14 protein-coding genes and 1 riboswitch are annotated in these 14,481 nt (G+C 50.6%); of the genes, 10 read left to right on the forward strand and 4 right to left on the reverse strand.

All coding sequences use genetic code 11. The features are described from left to right. Positions 1-14 precede the first annotated feature (14 nt). A riboswitch (cobalamin riboswitch) is annotated at positions 15-228 on the forward strand. Positions 229-230: 2 nt separating this feature from the next. Next, a complete protein-coding gene (locus ACJMNB_RS02180) occupies positions 231-2,309 on the forward strand; it encodes a TonB-dependent receptor (protein WP_405338527.1) in 2,079 nt (692 codons plus the stop codon). 40 nt (positions 2,310-2,349) lie between these two features. After that, positions 2,350-3,474, forward strand: a complete 1,125-nt coding sequence (locus tag ACJMNB_RS02185) for a YncE family protein (protein WP_405338529.1) — start codon at positions 2,350-2,352, stop codon at positions 3,472-3,474. Positions 3,475-3,483: 9 nt separating this feature from the next. Here ACJMNB_RS02185 and dusA read toward each other — a convergent pair whose 3' ends face one another. Further along, positions 3,484-4,467 carry a tRNA dihydrouridine(20/20a) synthase DusA gene (gene dusA / locus ACJMNB_RS02190; RefSeq protein WP_405338531.1) on the reverse strand — a complete coding sequence of 328 codons (984 nt, stop codon included), beginning with the start codon at positions 4,465-4,467 and terminating at the stop codon, positions 3,484-3,486. 6 nt (positions 4,468-4,473) lie between these two features. Continuing rightward, entirely contained in the window at positions 4,474-5,298 is an 825-nt protein-coding gene (locus ACJMNB_RS02195; RefSeq protein WP_405338533.1) for a tetratricopeptide repeat protein, read from the reverse strand. A 33-nt stretch (positions 5,299-5,331) separates the two neighbouring features. Between ACJMNB_RS02195 and ACJMNB_RS02200 the strand changes: the two genes are divergently transcribed. The 7 genes from ACJMNB_RS02200 to carB all read left to right on the forward strand — a co-directional run bounded on the left by ACJMNB_RS02200 (position 5,332) and on the right by carB (position 12,937). Continuing rightward, a complete protein-coding gene (locus tag ACJMNB_RS02200; RefSeq protein ID WP_405338535.1) occupies positions 5,332-5,850 on the forward strand; it encodes a hypothetical protein in 519 nt (172 codons plus the stop codon). Beyond that, positions 5,843-6,592, forward strand: a complete 750-nt coding sequence (locus ACJMNB_RS02205) for a hypothetical protein (protein WP_405338537.1) — start codon at positions 5,843-5,845, stop codon at positions 6,590-6,592. The genes ACJMNB_RS02200 and ACJMNB_RS02205 overlap by 8 nt, the downstream gene beginning before the upstream one ends. After that, positions 6,589-7,527 carry a helix-turn-helix domain-containing protein gene (locus tag ACJMNB_RS02210; protein WP_405338539.1) on the forward strand — a complete coding sequence of 313 codons (939 nt, stop codon included), beginning with the start codon at positions 6,589-6,591 and terminating at the stop codon, positions 7,525-7,527. The genes ACJMNB_RS02205 and ACJMNB_RS02210 overlap by 4 nt, the downstream gene beginning before the upstream one ends. Position 7,528: 1 nt before the next feature. Continuing rightward, on the forward strand, positions 7,529-8,656 hold the full coding sequence (locus ACJMNB_RS02215; protein ID WP_405338541.1) for an AI-2E family transporter: 1,128 nt from the start codon (positions 7,529-7,531) through the stop codon (positions 8,654-8,656). Between the two features lie 106 nt (positions 8,657-8,762). Next, positions 8,763-9,065 (forward strand): HU family DNA-binding protein, encoded by a 303-nt coding sequence (locus ACJMNB_RS02220; RefSeq protein WP_405338543.1) that lies wholly within the window; start codon positions 8,763-8,765, stop codon positions 9,063-9,065. A gap of 196 nt (positions 9,066-9,261) precedes the next feature. After that, a complete protein-coding gene (locus tag ACJMNB_RS02225) occupies positions 9,262-9,432 on the forward strand; it encodes a hypothetical protein (RefSeq protein WP_405338545.1) in 171 nt (56 codons plus the stop codon). 286 nt (positions 9,433-9,718) lie between these two features. Next, positions 9,719-12,937: a carbamoyl-phosphate synthase large subunit gene (gene carB, locus ACJMNB_RS02230; RefSeq protein WP_405338547.1), complete on the forward strand. Its 3,219-nt coding sequence runs from the start codon at positions 9,719-9,721 to the stop codon at positions 12,935-12,937. Between the two features lie 245 nt (positions 12,938-13,182). Here the strand turns inward: carB and ACJMNB_RS02235 are convergent, their stop codons facing one another. Then, entirely contained in the window at positions 13,183-13,599 is a 417-nt protein-coding gene (locus ACJMNB_RS02235; protein WP_405338549.1) for a PIN domain-containing protein, read from the reverse strand. Further along, the gene (locus tag ACJMNB_RS02240) at positions 13,550-13,816 is read right to left on the reverse strand and encodes a hypothetical protein (protein WP_405338551.1); all 267 of its coding nucleotides are present in this window, start codon (positions 13,814-13,816) and stop codon (positions 13,550-13,552) included. Before ACJMNB_RS02240 ends, ACJMNB_RS02235 begins: the two co-directional genes overlap by 50 nt. A gap of 581 nt (positions 13,817-14,397) precedes the next feature. On the opposite strand from ACJMNB_RS02240, the gene ACJMNB_RS02245 reads away from it, so the two are divergent. Then, positions 14,398-14,481, forward strand: an 84-nt coding sequence (locus ACJMNB_RS02245) for a GTP-binding protein (protein WP_405338559.1), incomplete at its 3' end; no start/stop codon positions are given.

Here is a 14,481-nt window from a genome sequence, read left to right on the forward strand (position 1 = left end):
AAATATTTCTATATTATTCTTGAAAAGTTTCCTGTGCCCTGAAAAGCCCATGCGGGAGCCCTACTGGGAGGCCTGCAAGGAGAGAATCCCGTGGAAATCGGGAGCGGTCGCGCCGCTGTAAGGGAGGACGAACCCGGTATGAACCAATGTTTGCGAATGCAGATGTGAAGGAGCCGGAAGTAGAATGAGCCCCGAGCCAGAAGAACTGTGGGAAACAAAAATGAGGATGGATGCGAACGACGTCTTTCTTTAAGGCTGCTAAGATTGCGGCGTTTTTAGGCTGTTTGGCTGCCGGTTTAAGTATGGCCGTGGCAGCCCCTTCGGGGAGTTCCCTGGAGGATGTTTCGATTGTTTCTTCGAAGACTGTCGCTGTCGATGATGCGACTCCTGTACAGAATCTCGGTTCGACCGAGGTGGTGACGGATGGTGAAACGATTTTAACGAAAAATGCCAGCTACACTGAAATTAGCTCTGCCGCATGGGAAGGTAAATCTCTCTCGGCGGCGGATTTGCTTGCGACGCTCCCTGGAATTCAGTCTTATAAGCAGGGCGGCGTAGGCAGTTTCCAGACGGTTTCAGTGCGGGGAATTGCTGCCCGTAACATCATGATCTGCGTCGACGGCGTTCCCCTGAACGATGCTAGTGGCGGGGCGGTAAACCTGGGCTCCATCGATTTGAACCAAATGGAAAAGATTGAGGTCTACAAGAACAACGTTCCTGCAAAATTTGGAGTGTCGGGGCTTGGCGGTGCCATTAATTTTGTTACGAAAAATGCAGTGAAAAAGGGTGGCCGCATCTTGGGTGCATATGGTAACCACAACTTGTGGGAGGGCTCTTTCCAGGTAAGCGCTCCTGTGTCGGACAGTGTATCTTTTGCATCGTCTTTTGCGACACGCCATAGCGATAACGACTATGAATACCTGAATCGTAACGGTACGCAGTACAATGATGACGACGATTTTATCGCGACTCGAGAAAATGCCGAGTATACCGATGTATCTGGGAATGTGCAGTTTCGCATGCTGCATCGTAACGGCTATTTTTCGACCGTCTCGGTAACGGCTTCTCGTTACGAAGGAGGCAACCCCGGTAAAGAAGAGCAGCAGACCAAAGTCGCTAAATTTGTAGGGGAATCCGCGCTAATGCGCTATGGGCTTGAATCGGTCGGCTATTTTGATGACAAGTTGTTCTTGTATGGCGGAATTTCGGCGCGATTCGACAAGAATCTCTCGAGTTCATATTATCCGCTGGATCATTTGGGCTATACCAATAACATGTACATGGAATATGGTGCCGCAACCTACAAGGTGGTCCCTGAAATTTGGGCGGAATGGACTCCGGTTGACCACGTGACGGGTTCTACCCGTATCGCTTTCGAATGGGAACGCGCCGAGGCTCGCGGGGATTCAAAGGATTGGGCGCTAGACCGTTTGAGTTTTCTTGGCTCGGGTGATTTGTATTATCAGCTTTTCAAGTATGCTGGTATAGGAGGTGAAGGCTCTGTTCAAGTGCTGAAGGACCATCTTGACGAAGGCACTTTTGTTTTGCCGACGGGGGGACGAACCCTAGAAGAAGCCGAAGATAGGGATGTTACGTTTGCTGGGCGTACTTATGTGCGGTTAGGAAATTCTGAAACTCCTGTGATGGGAGAGTTGTCTTTGGGGCGGTTTTACCAGCAGCCTGCGCTGATGGAACTCTATGGAACTTTCCCCGGAGCAATATCTAATCCGAATCTAAAACGCGAAAAGGCTACCCGTTTCGAGGCTTCTGCTCAATATACGTTCCCGCATAAAAGAACGTTGTTGAGAGGTTCTTATTATGAATCGCATATCGAAGACGGCATTTGCTGGGTAATTGTATTGGAACATTTGCGAGCCGATAATATTGCTCGTTCGTTGGTGCGAGGAGTTGAATTGGAACTGAATAGCAGTCCCGCCAAATTTATGGATGTCGTACTTCGCGCTACATTCCAAAAGACAAAAGATCGCTCAAAAGGTCCTTATAAAGATAATCTGCTTCCGGGTGAGCCTGAACAATCCTACTATGCAGAGGCCGTATTGCATTTGCCGTTATACCTTGATTTTACATGGACTTCGCAGTGGCGGAGCGTTATGTATAGTGACCGCGCCAATCGCATGGATCAGCCTGCTGTGGCGACTCATCGAGCTAGCCTTGGGTACCAACCCTTTGACAAGACCCGCTTAGCTTTTTCCGTGGATAACATTACCGACGAAAAGTACCGAAATTTCTATACGCCCTTCCCGATGCCTGGGCGAGAATACAAGTTCACAATCATACAGGGGTTCTAGCCCCCGCGCTTAATTGCGTAAAGCCAGAAAAGGAAAAAACATGAATAAAATCAAAAAACAGTCTCTTGCCGCTCTCGCTGCATTTGGCCTTACCTTTGGCCTCGTGGCTTGCGGTGACGATTCCAGTTCCAGCGCCTCTGACAAGGTAGACGTATCCTTGACGGGTGTCGTCTATACCAGCGACTACAAAACCGGCGAACTTCGCTGGATCGACAAGGAAGGGAATGTCTCTGAAAAGAGCCTTTCGTTCCATCAGGATTCCAAGGTCGTTGTTGACGGAGCTGATCTCTATGTTCTTGAAGCCATTGGCGCCGACAATATTTCGAAGATCGATCCTGAAAAGTTGGAAACCGAAGGCAAGAAGGCTGTGACTTGGCAGGCTTCCCTTGATGACGGTTCTAACCCGGTCGACATGGCCTTCGATGATGATGAAGCATGGGTTGCTTTGCAGGCCGCAGACTCTTTGGTCAAGATTTCTACTAAGGACGGCAAGGTTCTCAAGTCCATTAAGACCGGTAAGTTCTCTCACAAGGGTGAAACGACTCCGTATGTGGCAGACATTGAACTGAATTCTGGTAAGCTTTATGTGCTGATGCAGCGCTATACGATGGACCCGGCGACTTGGGTTACTACTTATCCCAAGGGACTCCTCGCTATTTATGACGCATCTACTGGCGACTTGAAGGATACCATTCAGCTCAAGACTAAGAACCCCAAGGCTATCTTTGTCGATGATGGTGCTATTTATGTGGCAACTCATGGCGAATACAATGCCGCCTCTGGTACCGATGCCGACAAGAAGCGCGGTATTGAAAAAATCAATGAATCCAAGAAGAGCTCTTCGTTGTACATTTCTGGCGAAGAACTTGGCGGTGGTGTAGCTAATGTGGTTGTTGAAGACGGCATCGCCTACGTTGCTCTTAACTTGGGTTATGACGAAAACTGGGCTGCCATTATGGAAGTGAAGAAGGTTGATCTTTCTTCCAAGAAGGTCGAAAAGATTAAGGACCTTTCTGATGCTTCGGGAAGCATGGCCGTTGTTGACGGTAAGCTCTATGTGGGTGACCGTACTAATTCTAAGGTCGTTGTTTGGGATGGCGAAAAGAAGTCTTCCCTCAAACAGCCGAAGGGTGCTCTTCCGCCGTACAGCATCGCTCTGTTCTAATCAAACAGACTAAGGTTCGGTAACTAAATCCATAGCCCTGCGGATCATTTCCGCGGGGTTATTTGTTTTGGGGGCATTTTCGCCAAGGTGCTGGCGGAATTTGCGGGCACCGGGCTTTCCGTTGAACAGACCATAAATGTGGCGCACCAGAATGGTGGCGGGGGTGCCGCGGGCCGATTCCATTTCTACGTAGGGGAGGTATGCTTCCAAGAGTTCCTTGCGTAACGAGAATCGCGGCGGTTCTTTTTCGCCGAAAATGCGTTCGTCGGCGTCGCGCAGGAACCACGGATTTTCGTAGGCTTCGCGGCCAACCATCACACCGTCTAAATCCTGGAGCTGTTCTTGCACCTGGTCAAGGGTCTTGATGCCGCCATTGATTGAAATGTTCAACTGCGGCATTTCAGTCTTGAGCTTGTGCACGACATCGTATTTGAGCGGCGGAACTTCGCGGTTTTCCTTGGGGCTTAAGCCCTTGAGCCATGCCTTGCGGGCATGAATAATGAACACTTTGCAGCCGGCGTCAGCGATGGTACCAACAAAGTCGCGGAAAAAGTCCCAAGAATCGAATTCGTCGACGCCGATGCGGCACTTGATGGACACCGGAATGCTTACGGCGTCTTGCATGGCCTTGAAGCAGTCGGCCACCAGGTTCTTGTCTTTCATGAGGCAAGCGCCGAAGTTCCCGTTCTGCACGCGGTCCGAAGGGCAGCCGCAATTAAGGTTGACTTCCTGGAAGCCGGATTCTTCGACCATCTTGCTGCACTTGGCTAAATCGGCGGGATTGCTTCCGCCTAGTTGCAAAACAGCGGGGTACTCGAATTCCTGATGGCGCAGGAATTGGTCCGGGTCGGTGTGCAACAGCGCGTTGGTTGTCACCATTTCGCTGTAAAGCAGAATGTGTTTCGAAAGCAACCGCAAGAAATACCGTTCGTGACGGTCGGTGCAGTCGAGCATCGGGGCAATAGAAAGCCTGCGGTTGAAATCGAGATTCATGGGTGCCTAGATAAACATCATTGTGTTGAGCTTGGCGCGGTATTTCCACGTCAGTTCGTGCTTCGGGCCCAGAACTCCGAACAACGTAAGCATTGCCTTCTTGGCGGCTCCATCGTTCCATTCCGGAGCTTCCACGTACAAGTTCAGGAATGCCTGCAGGGCACTTTCGAAATCTTCGGCGCAGGCCAGCTTGCAAGCTTCGTGGTAAACGATGGCTTCTTTGCCCTGCACGTCTTTCTTGGCGGCTTCGGCGTGGAAGTCCAAGAGTTCTAACAGCGATTTGGCTTCGCGGTACTGGTCGTCGGCTTCGCTAAACTTGGCGAGAACTTCTTTTGCCTTTTCGGTGTCACCCATGCCAAGGCTTGCCTTTGCCCACAGGAGCTGCAACTTCTTGTCGTCAGGAGTCTTGGCGAGCGCTTCGTCGAGCATCGGGAGCGCCTGGTCAAAATTCTTTTGTGCAATGGCGTCTTCGAGGGCGGCCTGGAAACGGGCTTCGTCGCTGACGAAGAACTTCTCGAGACGCTTCTTGAGGTCGGCTTCGGGGAGTACGCCTTGAATCACGTCTGCAATCTGTCCTTTCTCTACAATGTGGACTTCGGGCACCGAGCGCACGCGGAACGCCTGAATCAACTGCATGTTTTCACGTTCATCGCAGCTGACAACACCCAGCGTAAAGTCCATGCTGGTAGAAAGCTGGCCCAGCAACTGGGAATAGGGGGCGCAATCGGGGTATTCTGCCGAGGAGAAAAGGACTGCTACGGCGCGGGTGTCAGAGGCCTGTGCGACCTCGGTCTCAAAATTTTCAGCGGTAATCTGTACTACTTTAGCCATATCCTAAATATAGAAATTATTATATTAAAGCCCATGAGTACCTGCCCTTATTGTAAATCAGAGGTGGCTGCCGTCAAGTTCCAGCACCTGGACTTGCGCATTTGCCCCAAGTGCTATTCTACGTTTTTCCCTTGCGACCAGACCATGGCTTTTCGTAGCGATTTGACGGACAAGTCCCGTGAGCTTTGGCTCAAGGCGCTCCTCGCCAAGAATGTGCAGGATCCGGTCTGTGAAAATGTTTGCTGTATCGATCACGGTGAACCCCTTGTAGATGGGAAACTCCCTGATTACGGTTACGACGGCAAGGTGACTACTTGCTGCAAAATGTTCCATTTTACGCCATCCATGATGGTTCAACTTTTGAAGCGCACCCTGGAACATCCCTTCCAGCAGGTTACCAAAGGGGGCAAACACCATTTCTTCTTTATCCGAGCCCTAGATGCTTTGATCAACAAGCTCTTTGGTGAAAAAATGCCCGATGAAGATCCGCTGGATTTGGTGCAGTATAGCCTTCATTTGAAACCTATTTTGGAACCCGATTCCAATGACTAAAACTTATATCATTATTGTGGCAATCGCTGCCGCAGTTGTTGCGGTTTATCTTGCTTTGCCCGACAGGCATTTTGTCGATGACGTGCTTCCGCTGCATGACGGGGCAACCGTCTTTGAATATGACGATAAAGCGGATGGCGGCCTTTCTGAAACCACGTTTGCGCTTGCGGATTCGTCTCTTTCGTTTAGCTGTATGTTGGGAACGGACACGACAAAGAGTGCCTGGTGTGGGCTCCTGTTTGACCTGAGCCAAGGCGAAAAGGCTCTGTATCGCAACTGGACCTTTGTGGATTCTCTGATCTTTGAATTGGAATCCCATGGTACCGAAGAAATTTTGGTGAAGGTGTGGACCTTCGACCCGGATGTCACGGATATCACGAAACCGCGAACATTCCGTCTGTTGATGAAGGAAGTTCCGCTGACCCAGGGACGGCAGCGCATAGCCATTCCCTTTGAGCAGTTCTATACGCCAGACTTTTGGTTTGATGACGAACATGTTGATCGCGAATTGAATCGTCGACATCAAGAAACGATTGCTCGTGTGGAAATTGCTCCCGGTTGGAACCAGCCCCGCGGTAAAAAGTTTGCCCTCAAGTTTTACGCAATCACGGCGAAGGGCGTGAGCAATTTCGCTTTTGGCGTCGTGATGTTCATTATGCTGGGGCTCATGATTGTGGCCATTGGTCGTACCCATTCCTACAACAAAGACCACGAAGATAAGTCTGCGGAGCCTCGTTCATGAAAAAAATTGCCATAGCAACTACGGCCTTGGTAGTTGTTCTGATTGTTTGGTTTGTGCTGTTTGCAAGGTTTAGCGCTTCGGAACAGACCCTTTTCCCGGGTGGCACATACCAGGTGTATGCCGTGTCCGATGCCAATGTAGGCGGCTTTTCCACCGTTGAGCTTTCCAACGAAGATTCCGTCATCTCGGCGCGCGTCAATATTCGTTCAGGAATGGCTTACCCCTATGCAGGTGTGGGAATCAATCTGCTCTCGGTCAATAACCGCCCGGCAAACGGATTCTTTGATTTTTCCGATTACGATTCGCTGGTGATTGAAGTCGAAACTGGGCGCATGAGGCGCATTGGTGTAAAAATCTTGAACGATGACCCGGTGTACAGTAAGAAGAACGTGTATCAGAGTTATCGTCCGATGGTGGCCCAGGCGTCTGTACAGATTCGGGGCAAGAGCAGCATTGCGGCCATATCGATGCTGGACTTCAAGGTCCCAGAATGGTGGCTTGCCATGCAAGGCCTCGACGAAGATGATGGCTTACGCTACATGAATCGCGGCATGCTCTTTGAAATTTGCAATGGCGAAGGAACCATGTTGGGAATCCCCGACGATATCACTATACGTTCCATCAGGTTGTGGGGCGAAAACCGTACTTTCAAGGCTTTGATGTACGTGGGCCTTGTGGTTGCGGTTCTGGTATATGTCGGTGTATTTTCGCTGGTGGTAAGGAATTCAAAAAGCCGCGTGGCAAAACGTCAAAAGCAACAGGACGATTTAAAGACGCAAATGGAAAAAGCTGCGAAGATCTTGAAAGAAACGGACAAGTCTATTGCCGAAGTGGCCATTGCCGTAGGAGAAAAGGGCTCTGCTGCTTTTGAGAAGAATTTTACTCGAGTTTATGGTGTGAAGCCTTTGGACTATAGAAAGAAGGGCGAAAAGTAAAATGCGTAGAATATGGACTGTAGACCGCGTCATGCGGCTTCTGATTATGGCGGCAGGTGTAGGAATCCTGCTTTGGGTGTTGCATTATTTGAGTGGCGTCCTCGCGCCCTTTTTCGCTGCATTCTTGATTGCCTATATCTTTGATCCCCTGGTTTGCAAAATCCAGAGTAAAGTAAAGTATCGCATTGTTGCCGTCATCGCCGTGCTCACTCTCATGGTTCTTGTAGTGGGCGGTGCCGTGTGGATTTTTGTGCCTATGGTGGTGGGCGAAATTCGACATCTAGGTGAATTGATTCCGAAGCTGTTCAGTGATTCTACATGGGTAGAACGTTTGTCGACCTTTGTGCCGAAGGATTTGTGGCAAGAAGTTAAGTCCTTGATTTCTTGGGACAAAATCGCTGTAGCCATGCAGACCCTTGATTTCTGGAATGCCGCCCAGTCTGTGGCGGGGAAGGTTCTTCCCAGTGCGTGGAGTGTTCTTTCCAAGACTTCTAATTTGTTTGTGTGGTTTTCGGGGGCTGTCCTCATTTTTATGTACCTCGTGTTCATTATGCTTGATATGCCTAAGCTTCGTGGCGGTATCAAAAAGTTGTTCCCGACAAAGTATAAAGAGGGTGCTTCTGATTTTGGAAAGAAAATGGACATGTTCATGGGTAGCTATTTCCGTGCACAGTCTTTGGTTGCACTGACGGTTGGTATTTTGTATGCAATCGGTTTTGGAATCATTGGACTGCCTATGGGAGTCGCCTTTGGCCTTGTATCTGGCGCGCTGAACATGGTACCCTACTTGCAACTGGCGACGATACCTGTGGCCTTACTGCTAGCGGTGGTCTATGCTCTCGACAAGGGAATGCCCTTCTGGGAAGTGGCCGCTATCGTAGCTGCAATTTATCTGGTGGTACAAATTATTGAAGACATGTTCTTGGTTCCGAAGATCGTTGGATCGTCGATGGACTTGCCTCCCGTAGGCATTCTTTTGTCGCTTTCGATTTGGGGAAAGCTCCTCGGCTTTCTCGGTTTGATCGTGGCAATTCCCTTTACTTGCCTGTGTCTAGTTTATCTTGACAAGATTCAGAAGAAGGCGGACTCCATGGTTGACGCAGAAGTCGAACCGCCGCCTGAAGCTTGATTTATCAAGTTTTTTTTGAAATTTTACAGAAAAAATGTGCCACGACGCAAAAAAAAAAGTATAATATCATCATAAAATTCTTAAACCTACTCAAGGAGTTAATAAAATGAATAAGCAAGATCTCATTGACGCCATCCTCGCTAACAAGGAAGCTGGTATTGAATCCAAGGCTGCTGCTGGCCGCGCTGTTGACGCTGTTCTCGACGGCATCTCCGCTGGTATCAAGAAGGACGGTCTCGTTCAGCTGATCGGTTTCGGTACCTTCACTGTTAAGGAACGTGCTGCCCGTACCGGCCGCAATCCGCAGACTGGCGCTACCATCAAGATCAAGGCTTCCAAGACCGTGTCCTTCAAGGTCGGTGCCGCTCTTAAGGAAACCGCCAAGAAGACCAAGACTGCTAAGAAGTAATCTGTCTTTTAAAAGCGTTTTTTGCACCTGGGATTCCCCGGGTGCTTTTTTATTGGATGCGCCACGACTCTCGCCTTTTGCATATGGCGCTCTTGCAGAGTGCATATAGTTTGGCTCGGTCATGCCCAAACAAGTTTGGTCACGACTCTCGCCTTTTGCTATATTGTTGAATATCAAACGTTTAGGAGAAAAACTTATGATTCGTAAGTTTATTGGTTTTGTTTCTATTCTGGCTTTGGCCCTTGCTTTTTCTGGTTGCGGCACGGCAAGTACCGAATCGGACGACCACTGCACCGTGGATCCGAATGCTGCGGATTGTGCGGGTGATGAACCGGCCGAACCTGCTGCAGATCCTGCAGGCGAATAGTTAGCCAAAATTATTTTTCATTTTTTGTTTTTCGCCTTGAAAGCTTTACAATTTTTGTCTATATTTGCGCAAGTTTAAACCTTGTGTAATTTAGACGAGAAGATGAACCAAAATATTGCAATGCCCTTGCCCCCGTGCAATGCAAAGTGCGCAATCCACTGCGCAACCGCAATTGGTTTTTCCAAGGTTAATTGTTTTTTTGATTTTATTAGTGCTGAACCATTTGGTTCGGCGTTTTTTTTATACACAGAGTTTTAATAATAATTAGTCAAACGGAGAAAACAAAATGAAGATTGAAGGCATCGACAAAGTCCTTATCATCGGTTCTGGCCCGATCGTGATCGGTCAGGCTTGCGAATTCGACTATTCCGGCACCCAGGCTTGCAAGGCCCTGCGCGAACAGGGTTACAAGATTGTGCTCGTGAACTCCAACCCGGCTACCATCATGACCGACCCGGTCATGGCCGATGCCACCTACATCGAACCGCTGAACGTGGCTCGTTTGACCCAGATTATCGAAAAGGAACGCCCGGACGCCCTCCTCCCGAACCTCGGTGGTCAGACTGGTTTGAACCTCGCTTGCGCCCTCAACAAGGCTGGCGTGCTCGACAAGTACGGCGTGAAGGTCATCGGTGTGAACCTCGATGCTATCGAACGCGGCGAAGACCGTGAAATCTTCAAGGAAACCATGCAGAAGCTCGGTATCGATACTCCGCGCTCCGGCATTTGCCACTCTGTGGAAGAAGCCGAAAAGATCGTTTCCGAAATCGGCTACCCGGTCGTGGTTCGCCCGGCTTACACCATGGGCGGTGCAGGCGGCGGTTTCTGCTACAACGTGGAAGAACTCCGCACCATTTGCTCCAACGGTCTTGAACTTTCCATGACCCACCAGTGCCTCATCGAAGAATCTATCCTCGGTTGGGAAGAATTGGAAGTTGAAGTCGTTCGCGACTCCAAGAACCAGATGATCGCCATCTGCTTCATCGAAAACATTGACCCGGTGGGCGTGCATACCGGTGACTCCTTCTGCGCAGCCCCGTTCCTCACCATCGACAAGTCCCTCGAAGAACGCCTCAAGCGCGATGCCTTCAAGATTGTGGAATCCATCGGCGTTATCGGCGGTACGAACGTCCAGTTCGCACACGACCCGAAGAGCGGCCGCGTGGTGATCATCGAAATCAACCCGCGTACCTCTCGTTCCTCAGCTCTTGCTTCCAAAGCTACCGGCTTCCCGATCGCTCTCGTTTCTGCAAAGCTCGCTGCCGGCCTTACCCTCGACCAGATTCCGTACTGGCGCGACGGCTCCCTCGAAAAGTACACCCCGAGCGGTGACTACGTGGTGCTCAAGTTCGCTCGCTGGGCATTCGAAAAGTTCCGCGGCGTCGATGACTGCCTCGGCACCCAGATGAAGGCCGTGGGTGAAGTCATGGCTATCGGCAAGACCTACAAGGAAACCCTCCAGAAGGCTATCCGTGGTCTCGAAAACGGCCGTGCGGGTCTCGGCTTTGCCAAGGACTTCAACAAGAAGAGCAAGGAAGAACTCCTTGAAATGATGAAGACCGCTTCTTCTGAACGTCACTTCCAGATGTACGAAGCCCTCCGTAAGGGTGCTACCGACGAAGAAATCTTCGCCGCCACCTACGAAAAGGCTTACTTCGTGCAGCAGATGCGCGAACTCGTTCAGCTCGAAGAAGAAATGCTCAAGACTCCGGGTCGCCTCCCGGCCGATGAACTCCTCATCAAGGCCAAGAAGGACGGCTTCAGCGACAAGTACATCGCCAAGATTCTCGGCATCCGCGAAAAGGACGTGCGCAAGAAGCGTACGGAACTCGGCGTGGTCGAAGGCTGGTGCGCAGTGCCGGTGAGCGGTGTCGAAAACCAGTTCTACTACTACAGCACCTACAACTGCAAGGACGAATCTACCGCTTCCACCAACCCGAAGAAGATCATGATTCTCGGCGGTGGCCCGAACAGAATCGGTCAGGGTATCGAATTCGACTACTGCTGCTGCCACGCTGCCATGGCCCTCCGCGAAATGGGTTACGAAACCATCATGGTGAACTGCAACCCCGAAACGGTTTCTACCGACTACGATACCTCCGACAAGCTGTACTTCGAACCGGTCAGCCTCGAAGACGTTCTCCAGATTTACCACAAGGAAAAGCCGGCTGGCGTGATTGTGCAGTTCGGTGGTCAGACTCCGCTGAACATCGCCCGCGCCCTGAGCGACGAAGGTGTGAAGATTCTCGGTACGAGCATCGACTCCATCGACATCGCCGAAGACCGCGACCTGTTCCGCAAGATGATGGACCAGCTCGGCATCCCGATGCCGGAAAGCGGCATGGCCACCAACATTGACGAGGCCCTCGCTTGCGTCAAGCAGATCGGCGGCTACCCGGTGATGATCCGCCCGAGCTTCGTGCTTGGCGGCCGCGGCATGGAAGTTATCTACGACGAAAACATGCTCCGCGAATACGTGGCGAAGGCCGTGGGCGTGACCCCGGATCGCCCGCTCCTCATCGACCGCTTCCTCCACAACGCTCTCGAATGCGAAGCCGACGCCCTCTCTGACGGCGAACACGTTTACATCCCGTCCGTGATGGAACACGTGGAACTTGCCGGTGTCCACTCCGGTGACTCCGCCTGCATCATCCCGCCGGTGACCATCACGAAGGAAAACCTCGCGACCATCAAGGATTACACCAGGAAGATTGCCGAAGCCCTCCACGTTTGCGGCCTCATGAACATGCAGTACGCTATCGAAGACGGCAAGGTGTTCGTCCTCGAAGCGAACCCGCGCGCATCCCGCACGGTGCCTCTCGTCTCCAAGGTCTGTAACACGCAGATGGCTCGCCTTGCCACCCGCCTGATGCTCGGTGCCAAGCTCGAAGACCTCAAGCTCAAGGACAAGAAGTTCAACCATCACGGCGCCAAGGAAGCCGTGTTCCCCTTCGACAAGTTCCCGAAGGTGGACCCGGTTCTCGGCCCCGAAATGCGCTCCACGGGTGAAGTTCTCGGCCTCTCCGACGACTACGCCCTCGCTTACTACAAGAGCCAGGAAGCCGCAGGTTCCTTCCTCCCGAACGAAGGTGCCGTGCTGATTAGCCTCTCCGACAAGGTTAACTTGTCTGAACAGGCCATCGAAATCGGTAAGGAATTCCAGAAGCTCGGCTTCAAGATTTACGCTACCGAAGGCACCGCCAAGTTCTACGAAGCTGCCGGTGTCAAGTGCGAAGTGGTGAACAAGATCGCCGAAGGCCGCCCGAACGTCCTCGACATCATCCTGAACAAGCAGGTGAACCTCATCATCAACACGCCGTGGGCAAAGCGCGACGCCATCAAGGACGAAAGCGCCATCCGCAAGGCCGCCATCAAGTACAAGGTTCCGTACATCACGACTCTCGCCGGTGCGTACAACACCGTGAAGGGCATCGCCGCCGCAAGGAACGGCCACGGCGCCGTGAAGTCTTTGCAGGAATATCACGCTTCTATTGAAGAAGTGTAAGGATTAGGGGGAGAGGGGAAAGCCTTCCCCTCGCTTCAGCCCCGACCCGCCCTTATAATCACGCCCACTCATAAGAGTGGGCGTTTTATGTATAACAACCCACCCCAGTCGGGTCTTCCGCTACCCCTTCTAATGAGCGCTCATACGCCGCGCCCGTAACGCCCGGCTTACCCCGCCCACCCGCCCTAAAATGCAAAAGGACCTCAGCTTTATTGCTGAGGTCCTTTTATCATACTTGAAAAAGATTATTTCGAAACGAACTTGTTGACGAATTCCTGCGGGGTCATTACAGACAATGCGGAATTGCTGTAATCGGAAGTGTTGCGAGTGACAATACAGTCGAACCGGTGATGTTCTGCGACGGAATTTTGAACGGCATCTTCAAAATCTTCCCATCCGCTATCGAGAGCCGCCCAAATGTCGACTTCTGATACGGAAGAAACATGGACAATTTGGAGTAGGTTGCGAAGAAGCTGTTTTGTTAAGGATGGTTTCTTCAATTCCTTTTGTGCGATATAATAGATATCCGTAATCGCGGAAGCTGAAATGAATTCTTGGATATCGTCTGATGCTGCCTTGAGAACTGCTGCCGATTCGTTCACATGGGCGGTTCTATTCAGCAGAACATCTAGAACAACATTGGTGCCAACCATTATCTGCATACTTTTCGAGTCTCTCTGAACGGTAATCTTCTAGTGACTTTCCTGTATTGGGAATAGCACCAATAAGCGAATCAACGAGATCCGCTTTCGCACTCTTTTTTTCAGAGGACGCTACGACAGTATATGCAATGACAACCTCCTGTCCCGCTTCTAGCCGAACAGGTGGTTCTAGCACAATCTGCTGCCCATCGAAAAATCCTTTTGCAGTTGCAATCATGGCTAAACTCCGATAATGTTCCTTCTAAATATACCTTTTTACACGCTCGAAAGGCAACCCCCTTCCAAGTTGGAATAGCCATCTTCCTTTACAATTTACCTCAAAAATGCTGTTTTCGTCACAAAAATGCCCTTTTTTGTAAATTTTCTGAGCGTTCTGCCCGTATTTAAGTTATTTTTAAATTGAACATATTAGAGAGTTTAGCTCTTGTTCTCCAATCGAAATCTGCAAATTTCAATTACACGAGGACAAGGCGAACGCTCACGCAGGTATGCCGTTTTGCGGTGTATCTCGGTTTGCTATACCGACTTCTTGGCCGGTCTTTGGTCGTATGGCCAAAGGGCAACAGCCCTTTTGGGGCGTGGGTCGCTCGCGTTTATCGTGTAAAGGCATTGCAGAGCCTCGATTGGGTAAACCGTAGCGAACCCGCGCCTTTCTTGTATCTATACAAAATAGGCTTTGGTCATTGCGATTCAACAGGGGCGGACTCCAACGGTGTAAACGATGGAGACTGTTATGCAAATAGAGACTAATGCGCAAGTGAATGAAAATTTGAATGATCGTAAGGAACTATGGTGCACATGAAAATAATTAACTTAGGCATTCTGGCTCACGTTGACGCAGGAAAGACAACATTAACGGAAAGTTTATTGTATACCAGTGGT

Origin of the sequence: Fibrobacter sp. (assembly GCF_045131395.1) — a bacterium.
Taxonomy (GTDB): Bacteria; Fibrobacterota; Fibrobacteria; order Fibrobacterales; family Fibrobacteraceae; genus Fibrobacter.